Origin of the sequence: Candidatus Poriferisodalis sp. (assembly GCF_965203655.1) — a bacterium.
GTDB lineage: Bacteria > Actinomycetota > Acidimicrobiia > Acidimicrobiales > Poriferisodalaceae > Poriferisodalis.
The window spans coordinates 53226-65482 of the sequence record NZ_CBDBDD010000002.1 but is presented as its reverse complement, the minus strand read 5'-3'; the positions used below and the strand labels follow the sequence as shown (position 1 = coordinate 65482).

At 66.6% G+C, this 12257-nt stretch carries 9 protein-coding genes and 1 pseudogene; 7 read left to right on the top strand and 3 right to left on the bottom strand.

What is annotated here, in order from left to right:
• Positions 1-5: 5 nt before the first annotated feature.
• Both ACOGW9_RS00745 and serB read right to left on the bottom strand, forming a co-directional pair.
• A pseudogene (locus tag ACOGW9_RS00745) lies at positions 6-314 on the bottom strand (ArsC/Spx/MgsR family protein); the annotation flags it as partial.
• Between the two features lie 143 nt (positions 315-457).
• Positions 458-1753 carry a phosphoserine phosphatase SerB gene (gene serB, locus ACOGW9_RS00740; RefSeq protein WP_419907435.1) on the bottom strand — a complete coding sequence of 432 codons (1296 nt, stop codon included), beginning with the start codon at positions 1751-1753 and terminating at the stop codon, positions 458-460.
• A gap of 64 nt (positions 1754-1817) precedes the next feature.
• Here serB and ilvD point away from each other — a divergent pair, with 64 nt between their 5' ends.
• The 4 genes from ilvD (at position 1818) to ACOGW9_RS00720 (ending at position 6836) form a co-directional block, all read left to right on the top strand.
• Positions 1818-3653 carry a dihydroxy-acid dehydratase gene (gene ilvD, locus ACOGW9_RS00735; protein ID WP_419907433.1) on the top strand — a complete coding sequence of 612 codons (1836 nt, stop codon included), beginning with the start codon at positions 1818-1820 and terminating at the stop codon, positions 3651-3653.
• 151 nt (positions 3654-3804) lie between these two features.
• On the top strand, positions 3805-5406 hold the full coding sequence (locus ACOGW9_RS00730) for an MFS transporter (protein ID WP_419907431.1): 1602 nt from the start codon (positions 3805-3807) through the stop codon (positions 5404-5406).
• Complete coding sequence (locus ACOGW9_RS00725) at positions 5403-5951, top strand: thioesterase family protein (protein WP_419907429.1); 549 nt, start codon at positions 5403-5405, stop codon at positions 5949-5951. Before ACOGW9_RS00730 ends, ACOGW9_RS00725 begins: the two co-directional genes overlap by 4 nt.
• A 132-nt stretch (positions 5952-6083) precedes the next feature.
• Positions 6084-6836, top strand: coding sequence for a dihydropteroate synthase (locus ACOGW9_RS00720; RefSeq protein WP_419907427.1), 753 nt, complete (start codon positions 6084-6086; stop codon positions 6834-6836).
• 241 nt (positions 6837-7077) lie between these two features.
• Here ACOGW9_RS00720 and ACOGW9_RS00715 read toward each other — a convergent pair whose 3' ends face one another.
• The gene (locus ACOGW9_RS00715; RefSeq protein WP_419907425.1) at positions 7078-8589 is read right to left on the bottom strand and encodes an HNH endonuclease; all 1512 of its coding nucleotides are present in this window, start codon (positions 8587-8589) and stop codon (positions 7078-7080) included.
• 136 nt (positions 8590-8725) lie between these two features.
• Here ACOGW9_RS00715 and ACOGW9_RS00710 point away from each other — a divergent pair, with 136 nt between their 5' ends.
• The 3 genes from ACOGW9_RS00710 (at position 8726) to ACOGW9_RS00700 (ending at position 12230) form a co-directional block, all read left to right on the top strand.
• A complete protein-coding gene (locus tag ACOGW9_RS00710; protein ID WP_419907423.1) occupies positions 8726-9844 on the top strand; it encodes a type I restriction endonuclease in 1119 nt (372 codons plus the stop codon).
• A gap of 154 nt (positions 9845-9998) precedes the next feature.
• Complete coding sequence (locus ACOGW9_RS00705) at positions 9999-11165, top strand: hypothetical protein (protein ID WP_419907421.1); 1167 nt, start codon at positions 9999-10001, stop codon at positions 11163-11165.
• A gap of 456 nt (positions 11166-11621) precedes the next feature.
• The gene (locus ACOGW9_RS00700; protein WP_419907419.1) at positions 11622-12230 is read left to right on the top strand and encodes a hypothetical protein; all 609 of its coding nucleotides are present in this window, start codon (positions 11622-11624) and stop codon (positions 12228-12230) included.
• Positions 12231-12257 lie beyond the last annotated feature (27 nt).

Sequence of the window (12257 nt, the reverse complement as noted above, 5' to 3'; positions counted from 1 at the left end):
GTCAGTCAGTCGGCCAGGAGCTCGGCGATGCGACCCTTCGGACGTCCGACGATGGCGCGGTTGCCGCGTACGACCACCGGGCGCTGCATGAGCGCCTTGCGCTGGCTCAGCAGCTCCACCACTGCGCCGGGATTGTCGACGTAGTCGTCGGCGTTCAGGTTCAGCTTCTTGAATTGCGAGTCCTTGCGCACTAGGTCTTCGACGGGGTCCTCGAGTATCGACACCAAGTGTTCGAGCGTCTCCCGATCGGGCGGCGTCTTCATGTAGAGGACGACATCGGCCTCCACTCCAGCTTCCTCGGCGACCGCCAAGGCATTCCGGGAAGAGTTTCAATGCGGGTTGTGGTAAATCGTCACCTCGGCCATGAGGCCGAAGTTACCTGCGCGAGGCGCCCAAGTCTGGACAGGCGGCCTGGGAGTTTGCCGGCCAGCCAGCCAGCCCATCAGCCGGCCGGGGATCAGGGCAGCAGCGCGGACAGCGGCCGTTCGGCGCCCAGCGGCGTCGCCGAGGCGTCGGCGGCTTCGACTTCTTCGCGTGTGACGCCCAGCATGAACAGGATCGCGTCGAGGTACGGCACGTTCACGGTGGTGTCTGCCGCGTCGGCCACCACCGGCTTGGCGTTGAAGGCGATGCCCAGCCCCGCCGCTGTCAGCATGGGGAGATCGTTGGCACCGTCGCCCACCGCCACGATCTGCTCCAGCGGCACGCCCTCGATGTAGGCGAGCTGGCGCAGCAGCCGGGCCTTGGCCTCGGCGTCGATCACCTCGCCGACCAGCTCGCCGGTCAGCCGGCCGTCGCGGATCTCGAGTTCGTTCGCGTAGGCGTGATCGAACTTGAACCGCTTCGCCAGGTGATCGGTGAAGTGCGTGAAGCCGCCGGAGATGATCGCCACCTTGTAGCCCAGCCGCTTCAGGGTGCGGGCGAAAGTGCGGGCGCCCCGCGTGAGATTCATGTGCACGATGGCCGTGTCGATGATCGAGACGGGCTGGCCGGTCAGCAGCCTCACCCGCTTGCGCAGCGATGTCTCGAAGTCAATCTCGCCGGCCATGGCGGCGGCGGTCAGCTCAGCCGACCGGGCCTCGTGGCCGGCTTCGGCGGCCAGCAGGTCGATCACCTCGTCGCGGATCAGCGTCGAGTCGACGTCCATCACGATCATGCGGGTCGAGCGCCGTGACAGGCCGTGGGGCTGCACGGCGATGTCGATCCGGCGGTCGGCGGCCACCTCGATCAGGTCGGTGCGCAGCTTGTCGCCCTCCGCGCCCTCGACCAGGAACTCGTAGCTCCACACCGGGAAGCGCGACAGACGGTGGATGCGGTCGATGTTCCCGCCGCTGGTGGCAATCGCCCCGGTCACGACCGACAGGTCCGCTGGCTTGAGCTCGGGCGCCAGAGCGGTGACCACGAGGCGCTCCGCATGCTTGGTCGGCGTGGCGTCGACGACCTCGAAGTTCATCTCCAAGCCCCGCTCGTAGCCGAACAGCAGCACCTCTTTGACCAGGTCTCGGCCTGCGGGAACCGTGATCGCGAGCCCGAGCGTGAGCTGGCGGCGCACGACGACCTGCTCCATGTCCTGCACGTCGGCGCCGGCACCCGAGAGCAGTGCCAGCAGGTCGGTGGTGATGCCCGGGCCGTCGGGGCCGGTCACTCGGATGAGGATCGTGTCCCGGGGCGCGGCCTCATCGGTTGCATCGCTGGGTGCGTCCTCGGATGCATCATCCGCAGCATCGTCGGCTGCAGTGTCGTTCGGGGCCACGGGTCGAGCAGGCTACTGCCCAGACGGGCTATGAGAATCCGGGGCGGACGCGTAGGCTGAACGTATGCCGAGCTACCGATCTGTCACCTCTACAGCAGGCCGAAATCAGGCCGGGGCTCGAGCCTTGTGGCGTGCCACCGGCATGACCGACGAGGACTTCGGCAAGCCGATCATCGCCATCTCCAATTCGTTCACCCAGTTCGTGCCCGGCCATGTCCATCTGAAGGACCTTGGCCAGCTCGTCGCCCGCGAGATCGAGGCCGCCGGGGGAGTGGCGAAAGAGTTCAACACCATCGCCGTCGACGACGGCATCGCCATGGGCCACGACGGGATGCTCTACAGCCTGCCGTCGCGCGACCTCATCGCTGACGCTGTCGAGTACATGGTGAATGCGCACTGCGCCGATGCGCTGGTGTGCATCTCCAACTGCGACAAGATCACCCCGGGGATGCTTAACGCCGCGATGCGGCTGAATATTCCGACGGTGTTCGTTTCTGGCGGTCCCATGGAAGCCGGCAAGACCAAGCTGGCCACCCAGAAGGTCGACCTCATCAACGTGATGGTCGTCGCTGCAGACGATTCGGTCAGCGACGAGGACGTCGCCGAGATGGAGCGGTCGGGCTGCCCCACGTGCGGATCGTGCTCGGGCATGTTCACGGCCAACTCCATGAACTGCCTGACCGAGGCTCTGGGCCTGTCGCTGCCCGGCAACGGAACCGTGGTGGCCACCCATTCGGACCGCCGTGAGCTGTTCCTCGAGGCCGGCCGGCTGGTGGTTGAGCTGTGCCGCCGCTACTACCAGGAGGACGACGCGTCGGTGCTGCCGCGTTCGATCGGCAGCTTCGAGGCGTTCGAGAACGCCATGACGCTCGACATCGCGATGGGCGGGTCCACCAACACGATCCTGCACCTGCTGGCTGCCGCCCAAGAGGCAGAGCTCGACTTCACGATGGCCGACATCGACAGGCTGTCGCGCAAGGTGCCGAATATCTGCAAGGTGGCGCCGGCGTCGGAGTTCTTCCACGTCGAGGACGTGCACCGCGCCGGCGGGGTCATGGGGATCATGTCCGAGCTGAACCGGGCGGGCCTGATCGCCAACCAGGTGCCGACGGTGCATTCGGCGACCATGTTCGACGCCATCTCTCGCTGGGACGTGGCCACGAACGACGATGCGTCGCTGGCCGAGTTCTTCCGGGCGGGCCCGGCAGGCATCCCGACGCAGGTGGCGTTCAGCCAGTCGGAGCGCTACCGCACGCTGGATCTCGACCGTGAGCGGGGCTGCATCCGCTCGGTCGACAGCGCGTACTCCGCCGACGGCGGGCTGGCGATCCTGTACGGCAACCTCGCGCCCGACGGCTGCGTCGTGAAGACGGCCGGGGTGGACGAGTCGATCTGGGTGTTCTCCGGCCCGGCCCATGTGGTCGAGAGTCAAGACGAGGCGGTGGAGCACATTCTCGAGGGCGAGGTGGTCGCCGGGGATGTCGTGGTGGTGCGCTATGAGGGTCCGCGGGGCGGCCCCGGCATGCAGGAGATGCTGTATCCCACGTCGTACCTGAAGTCGAAGGGCCTCGGCAAGGCGTGCGCCCTGGTCACCGACGGGCGCTTCTCGGGCGGCACGTCGGGCCTGTCCATCGGCCATGTTTCACCGGAAGCCGCTTCCGGCGGGCTCATCGGGCTGGTGCGCAGTGGCGACATCATCGAGATCGACATCCCGAACCGCACCATCAACCTCGCTGTCGACGACGCCGAGCTGGAGCGACGCCGCGCCGAGCAGGATGCGGCGGGCTGGCAGCCGGTCGAGCCGCGCCCACGCCAGGTCAGCACCGCACTGCGGGCTTACGCGGCAATGGCCACCAGCGCCGACCGGGGCGCGGTGCGCGACCTGTCCCTGCTGGGCTGAGCGGCCCACGCCAGCGCCTGCTTCGGATCCAGTTGCGCGCGTCAGCCAGCGTGCCGTGCTCGCTCGGCCTCGCGCTGTCGGTGCGACCAGCAGGTGACACGGCGAGGCGCGCCCCTGACTCGGTCCGAGGCTGCGCCGTAACCTCGCGCCGGTGACCTCCGTGGACGCGGCCAACGATTCTCCGGTCCATCTGGACTCGGCGCGCGGCTGGGTGACCGCATGCGGCGCAGCGATCGTCGTCATGGCCGGCTTCGGCACCATCTACAGCTTCACCGCCTTCGCCAACGACATGGCGGAAGAATTCGACACCGGCCTGGGCCCGATCTCGATCGTGTTCGGCATCACCGTGTTCCTGTACTTCGGCAGCGCTCTGTTGTCGGGCCGCCTGTACGACCGGTTCGGCATCGTGCCGCTGCTGATCGTCGGCGGCGCCCTGTTTGTCGGCGGGCTGGTGGCGACGTCCTACGTGTCGGTGCTGTGGCACGGCTACGTCCTGTACGGCGTCGGGCTCGGATTCGGCGGCGGGCTGTTCAATGCGCCGCTGTTCGCACTGGTCGCGCTGTGGTTCGCCAAGCATCGAGCGATGGCTCAGGGCATCGTGGCGACCGGTTCGGGTCTGGGCACGATGATCTACGTCCCGTTCGCCCAGCGGCTGCTCGCCGAGTACGGCTGGCGCCTCGGCATGCGCTGGCTCGCGGTCATCGCGGTGGTGATCCTCGTATTCGGGCTCGCAGTCATCAGGCAGCCGCCACGAGTGCAGGCGGGCAGCCCCCGCCGGCACCTCTCGCTGGTGCTGCGGACGCCGGCGTTCTGGCAGATGGGAACCTCCGGCATCTTCTTCACGATCGCCGTGATCGGCACGATCGGGCTCATCATCCCGTTCTCCATCGACGACGGTGTGGAGGAGTTGGCAGCGGGTTGGCTGGTGTTCACCGTCGGGCTCTCGAGCATTGTCGGCCGGCTCGCTCTGACGAGCCTGGCGAGACCCTTGGGTTCGGTTCGCCTGCTGAAGATCGCTTTCAGCGGCCTGCCGGTGGCGTACACCATCTGGTTCATCACGACACGCGTCGATGCGCCCGGCACCAAGTACGTGCTGCTGGTGGTGTTCGCCTCAGTGCTCGGTGTTTCCTATGGCGGCTTCGTGGCGCTGCTGGGCGATGTCACCGCTCACCTGTTCGGCTTGGCGAGCATCGGCGCGGTGGTCGGCATCTTCTTCTTCTTTTCTGGCACAGGCGCCTTGATCGGCCCGCCCTTGCTGGGCTTCACGCACGACGCGAGCGGCGGCGTCGGAGTGCCGATCTTGATGGTTGGTGTCATTGCGTTGGCGGGTGTCTTGGTACTCCTGCCGATGACTCGCCATCCACTGGCACTGCCGACCTACATCGGGCCTGGCGGGCCGCCGCCAACGCGTGCCGCTGCGGCCGCTGCGGCGCCCCGGCCGCTCGCACCAGTGCGGATGCCGGGCACAGCGCCCGCTCCGGTTACGGCCGGAGTCGCGGCCAGCGCTGCGGCCGGAACTGCGGCCAGAACCGTGCAGCGACTGCCAGTGACAGCCGGTGCGACCGCGCCTTCGCCGACTCCCGCGGCGGTCCCGACAGTGCCGACGGTCCCGGCAGCTCCGAGGGTGCGGCCGCTGGACGATGGCCTCGTGGCTGCGATGTCAGGTCCGCGTTCTGCCGCGCTGCGTGTCGCCCCGCCTGAGGTGTTCTGGCCGGTTCCCGATGAGGACGTCTCTGCGAACGGGCTGTCATGAGCGCTGAGCCGCTGGAACCGCAGCCGACCGACGCTGTGTCCCGAGCTCCTGTCCCGGTGCTGGCTGGCACCGTGCAGGAGGGGTGGATCGACTACAACGGCCACCTCAACGCTGGCTATTACCTGGTGGCGTTCGACGACGCCATCGCACCCTGGATGGACTACATCGGCATGGGCACCGCACATCGTGAAGTGCGTGATATCACGACGTTCTCCGCGGAGAACCACATCACCTACGTGCGAGAGATCGGACCCGATGAGCCGTACGTGATCTCGGTCCAGCTGCTCGGCTTCGACCGCAAGCGAGTGCACGCCTTCCAGACGATGACCCAGACCCTCGACGACTACCTCGTGGCGACCTGCGAAGTCATGTCACTGCACATCGACGGGCCGACTCGACGCGTCGGGCTGATGGCCGATGAGCCGTACCGGCGCCTCGGCGAGATCTGGGAGGCACATCAGCACCTGCCGCTGCCGCCCCAGGTCGGTCACGTGATCAGCATCCGGCCATCAGACGAGGCCTCGCTGCATCCCGACCTCGCCTAGGGCCTGGGCACGGCCAAGCCGCCGGCACCGCTCGGCGTGCGGCGGCGTGTACGCGGTAGCGCCGTTCGGCCTCACAGACTCGGTCACGGCTGACGCCGGTCGAGATCGCGGTGCCGTGACTAGGTTGCGGCCGTGGAGATCTTCGGCGTCGTCAACGCCTCTCCAGATTCGAAGGCCGACTTCTCTGTCGTAGAGGGCTGCAGTGAAGCTGCCGCCCGGGGGGCCGAGCTGCTGGCCGAGGGTGCCGATCACTTCGACCTCGGCGGCGAAGGCTCCACGCCTGGCAGCGACGAGGTCAGCCCCGACGACGAGTGGCGGCGGGTCGAAGGGCCGCTGCGCGGGCTGCTGTCGCTGGGCGCCGAAGTGGCGATAGACACCCGCAAGCCCGAGGTGGCGCGCCGAGCCCTCGACGCCGGCGCAACCGTGCTGAACGCGGGCGACGCATTGCAATCACCCGAGATGATCGAGCTCGCCGCAGAACGCGAGGTCACCGTGGTGCTGCCGTTCATGCTGGGGCGCGACTTCCGCAGCGTCCGTGACGTACGAGGCGATCCGGTGACGGTCCTGGTCGAATGGTTCGCTTCGCGGATTGAACGCCTGCGCGAGGCGGGCGTGAAACAGCGGCTCCTGCTCGACTGCGGTGTCGGCTTCGGCCCGCACGACATGGACTGGCCCGAACGGGCGGCGTACCAGCGAGCCATCTACAGCGGCCTCGGCGAGCTGCGCCGCTTCGACCTGCCGCTATACGTGCCAGTGCCCTGGCTGCAGACACCCGACCGCCTCGAACTGTTGGACCTGGCACTCACTCAGCAGCCCGACTACGTGCGAGCCCACCGCCCCGCCCAAGTCCGCGAGCACCACGCAGCCCTCACCGCAGCCAGCTAAGCCGCATCCCCTATGGCCGCCGTCCCAGCGTCGGGCCGGGTCGATCACCGCAGCGCTGCGCTTGGCGGCGCGTTGAGAGCGTTCCCCATCAGTTCAGTCAAGAGGATGCTCGGCGCCCGCTCCGGCTGTCGGTATGGCCTGTCGGTCCGTCCAACGGCCGGGCTGTCAGTCGGCGAACTGGCAGATCCTTGCGCTGGACGCGTGTCGAGTGTCGTGCCGGCAGCGGCCTTCCCCGCGGCACTTAACGCGGGGGTGCTCGAGGTCCGCGCTGACCGTTCGGGTGAGCAGTGCGCCTCCCTATGGGCTCGTCTGTCGGCTGCCTTCGGGTCCGGTTTACCGGTCGGTGTTCGGGTTGACCGGCGGGCTGTTCTAGTGGTTGGCCGTTCGGTGGTGTGGTAGGCGGTTGGAGTCCGAAGCGGACGTCGTTGGGGTTCCATTCGACGGTGAAGCCTTGTTGGTGGATCTTGTCGTTGTGGCAGTCCGCGCAGACGGTGACGAGGTTCCAGTAGTCGGTGCGTCCTTCGTGTTGCCAGAACTCGATGTGGTGGTGCTGGCAGCGCTCGGGCGGGATGCCGCACCCCACGCAGCCCTTGTCCCTGAGTGCGAGCGCAGCACGTTGCATGTCGGTGGCGGTGCGGCTGGCGCGTCCCATGCGCAGATCACCGGTAGCGACTTCGAAGATCGTGGGCAGTACTTGGGCATCGACGGCGATCTTGGCGATCTCGCTGATCGGGATCGGGGTGCCGTCAGCCAGCCGGCCGTTGACGAGCTGGCGGTTGAGGGTGTCGTAGTCGGCGACCACGATCAGCGACGCCCCCGCAGGACGCTTCGCATCGGGGTCCAACATGAGCTCGGTGATGGCGTCTGCGGTGCGTTGCGGGGGAGTGCGCCGCTCGGCGCGGCCCTCGTTGCGGAACAGCCGCCGCTTAGCAGCCGCGATCACCGTCCCCAGGCGTGCGCCGGTGAGCGGGTCGACTTCGAGGTGCACGACGGTCATGCCGTCGCTGTGACGGGTCAGAATCGTGCCGGTGCGTGCCTGGCGCTGTCGTTCGAGCACTGATGCGCCGTCGTCGCAGCTGACATCGGCGACGTGGCGGGCGACGGTGCGGCGGAACTCGTCATAGCCCTCCCGCTGTGCCAGTGCGGCCAGCATCGCCTCGTCAACCGGAGCATCGCCGGCCGCGCGGGCGATCAGCTGCGCATGACCCACCGGCACCGACCCCTCAGCAAGCCCGGCCCGTGTCACATCCAAATCGCCGAGCCGCACCGCGTCGCGGACCTCGCCGCGTGCCTTGCGACCCGACACCGCCATCTCGTGGGTCGCGGCGTGGGCGGCGGCGCCGTCGCCGCTGCGGCGGGCGATCTCGCCGAGCGTGTCGGCTTTCATCGCGGCGAGCCGCGACTCGGCCCGAGCGATCTCGCCCAGCCGCGCACGCAGACCGGGCCCGCACAGCCCGGCAACATCGACCGCGTCCACCCAAACACCACCTGACGCCCCCGCAGCCCCAGAACCCGGCCCGGCCTCACCAGAGGCGGCAGCGGTGGAGGGTGCGGCAACAGCGAGAGCACCCTCGCGACCTGGGTCGGTCTCGGAGTCGTCGAGTGGTTGAGCGGCGGCGAGCGTGGTTCCGAGAGGCGGGCTCTTGCACCCTGAGCCGGACCTGGCACCGCTGGGTGGCACGGCTGTCGGCAGCTCGCCTAGGGCGAGTTCGTTGTTGTGCCCCGCAGTGGTCTCGGCGCCGTCCCTCAACATGGGAACGACCGTACGAGGGGGGTGTGACAGAGTCACGACGGTTGTCTCCATGCGTCAGGGCATAACCAAGCGTGACCTGATCTACGATCCTCCGAGGTGCCGTCGGGTCGGCGGAATTCCGGGAGGATCAGTGGGGTTGGAAGACGTACTTGCCAAAGCGCGCACGGAGTTGTCGCCCGGAAATCTGGGGCTCGAGACGAACGTGCAAGTCAAGGTTGTGCGCCCCATCTTGCGCAGCTTGGGATGGGACGACGCTGATTCTTCGCATCTACGAGCCGAGTTCAAGACTGACTACGGACGGGTCGACGAAGCGCTCCTCGACGAGTTTGGCAACCCGTTGGTTTTCGTCGAGGCCAAGAAGCAAGGTCATCTGCAAGATGCGACCCGCCACTACAAGGCAGTGCGGCAGATCTTTCGCTACGCGAGGCATCGAGAAGTGCCGATCCTGCTGCTCACCGACGGCGAGACGTGGGACTTCTACCTCCGCCGGGCTGCTGGACCACCGGCAGAGCGTCGCTTTCTGCGGCTGACGCTGACTGAGTCCTTCGCTGTCGAGCAAGCGGCTTCGGATCTCCGTACGTATCTCAGCCGGGACGCCATGCTCCGAGGTGACTCCTTACGTGCCGCCCGTGCGCGGTTGAAGCGAGAGACGGCACGCGGCAAGAGGCGACGCGACATGGCGACCGCGTGGCTGGCGTTGCTGGAAGCGGGCGACAAGTCTCTGCGGTCGCCGTTAGCCGACAGGGTCGAGCGAGACATCGGTAAACGGCCCCCGGCTGCTGAGCTCACCGACTTTCTTCGCGAACAGGGCGTACTTGTGGTGCTGGACGGCGACCCGACGCCAACCTCACTGCGGCCGTACACATACGATGAGTTGTTCCCAGACGACCTGCCCCGAACGGACTACACCGAGGACGAACTCGAACACCTATCGCCGGAGGAGATGTCCGATGTCGTCGAATGGTGGACTGAGGAGTGGGAGCTGGACGAGCCCGCAGAGTCCGACCCGGCGTCGGGTGATTCGAGCCAGATCGTTGAATTCGTGCTGGCTGCACAGCGCACCTACGACGGTTGGGCGACTGCTGCCAACGAGATCCGTGAAGCCGCCGAGGAACACGACGATGAGCAGACGTATCTCGAAGCCATGTCAATGGCGGAACTTCGACAATTCGCGAAGCGTCTGCAGGTCCAGCCAGGCAGGCGAAGCAAGCAGGACCTCGTAGATGCGCTGGTTGAGTGCCTCGACTGGTTCTGATGGGACTAGATGGTGAACCAAGCGCCGAAAATGTCCGCAAGCCGCCCGTGATGCTCGCGAGATGGTGTAGTTCGACATGATCGAGATAGATCACGCCTGATCTACCATCTCCCGCGATGCCGAGCGATTGTCGGTGTGCTGGGAGGATCGGGCAGTGAGCTCAAGCGGGCTTCAAGACGCACTCGCGAGATCACGCGAGGTGCTGAGTTCTCGAGTGCTTCAGAACGAGGCACAGGTTCGTGCTGCGGTGATTTCGCCGCTGCTGCAGGCCTTGGGCTGGGATCCCGCCGACCCGACACAGTGGCTCGTCGAATACCCGGTCGACAATGGCAGGGTGGACGATGCACTCTTCGGATCAGGCGGTTCGGCACACGTCTTCGTAGAAGCCAAGAGACAGGGCAACCTCAGCGTCAAGGCAGAAGACCAGTTGTTCCGCTATGCGGCCAACAAGGGCGTACCGATTCTCGTGCTCACAGACGGAGACACATGGGACTTGTACCTGAGCATGGCGGCGGGCGAACCGACTGAACGGCGATTTGCTCACCACACCTTGACCGAGTCGAGCGACCTCGGCAGAGTTGCCGACGACTTGAGAGCGTTCGTCGGTCGGACCGCGGTGACAGCTGGAGCCGCCCACGATGCGGCCAGTGCGCGCTTGAAACAGATCAAGGACCGAAAGATCGGTAAAGGTGGGCTTGTACCGGCATGGGCAGCGTTGCTGGCAGAACCGGACGAAATGCTCCGAGACATGCTGATCGAGAAGGTGGAAGTAGACGTCGGTGCTCGGCCCGAGCCAAGGGATGCAGAGGACTTTCTGCGTCGTCAGGCTGGTGCCACTGTCGCAGCTGCAAGTGGCATCCACCCGCCTGCCGCCCATTCGATGAACACAGCAGCGGCAGCCGATCAAGCGCAGCCGGGACTCACTGCTGGGCAGGACGCTGCAGTCGGGACGGGTCGGATCGTCGGGTTGGTGGTCGGCGACGTTCGATACGACACCGGAAACGGGCAAGCGGCAATGGCCTTGCTGGCGGGCGCATTGCAGCGGCGGAACACAGACTTCATGGAGCGATACCGCGACGAAGCTGCCCCTGCCGCGTACAAGGGAACGGCTGCGGTGCGAGACGACATGCTGGACGACTCGCTGCGGCGCCAAGTCAGTGAGAGGCGGTACCGGCCAGTCGACGGGTTTCCCGAGTGGTGGATCTACGTGAACCTCAAGACGGATGAGCAGGCTCGGAGGATGAGGGTCATGGCCCAGATATCGGGCCTGCCTTGGGACGTCGACGAAGGCGTACGGCTCATACGCCGCGGGTCCGCTTGAGCCCCGATCAGCCGGTAACAGCGGTGCCGTTTGATTGACGACAGAGTGGCAAGCACCGGCTCAGCCGGTGGCGGGTTCTAGGGCTACCCGGACGTGCTTGTGGCGCGGGGTGAGTAAGAGCCATTCGCGGTCGTCGATGTCGGAGAGCTCGTTGACGGCCACTCCGTGGATCTTGTGCTCGCCGTCCCCTCGGGGTTGATCCGCAGCGAGCCTTGTCCTTCTTGCGCCACTCGTGATCACGGATCACGCTATTGGCGTTTCACGGCCGGCATTGGCTCGCCGAGAGCGATAGGGCGAGAACTGCCTGCGAAAAGGCGTAACCCCGGCCGTTTGCCGTAGCAGGGACGGTTCCGGGGTCTTCGCAGACGACCATACGCTCCCCGGCTTACATGTCAACGCCAGACGCCGACCTCCTCGCCGATCGCCTCACACGTGGTCGGCTCGGCTCGTACCTGAGTGCAGTCGCTGGCGACGCCCCAAGCAGCCATTGCGCTATACGACTGGAACCTCGGAGCGGCAGCGGCGCTCTACGAGGACCTCGGGCGGCTTGAAGTCGTGTTTCGCAACACCGTCGACCAGGCGCTCGTCCGTCATGGCGCAGTCGAGGCCTGGCACGCACCTTGGTATCGGCAGTCGCACTTGTTCCCCAGTCGGCGCACCTCGCGCGCACGAACCGATATCCAAGCTGCTCGGCAACGCGCCACGCGTGACGGGCGCCGCGGCGAGGCACATGGCCGTGTGATCGCCGAACTGAACTCTGGATTCTGGCGCTTCCTGTGCGAGGCCCCGTATCACACGTCGATGTGGGTGCCTTGCCTTGTAGCGGTGTTTCCCGGGCATCCTTCCGGCAACGATGCTCGCCAGGTCCGCATCGATGTAGCGCGCCGAATGCGGTGCCTTCACGCTCTGCGTAACCGGATTGCGCACCACGAACCCATCCACCGCTGGGACCTCGCCCGTGAGCATCAGCACCTGCTGGAAGTCATGGGCTGGATCTGCACCGAGACCCGAGACTGGGCCGAGACGGCGAGCCGAACGCCGGGAGTTCTCTCAATCCGCCCGTAACGTTCGCGAGATGATGCAGTTCAACAT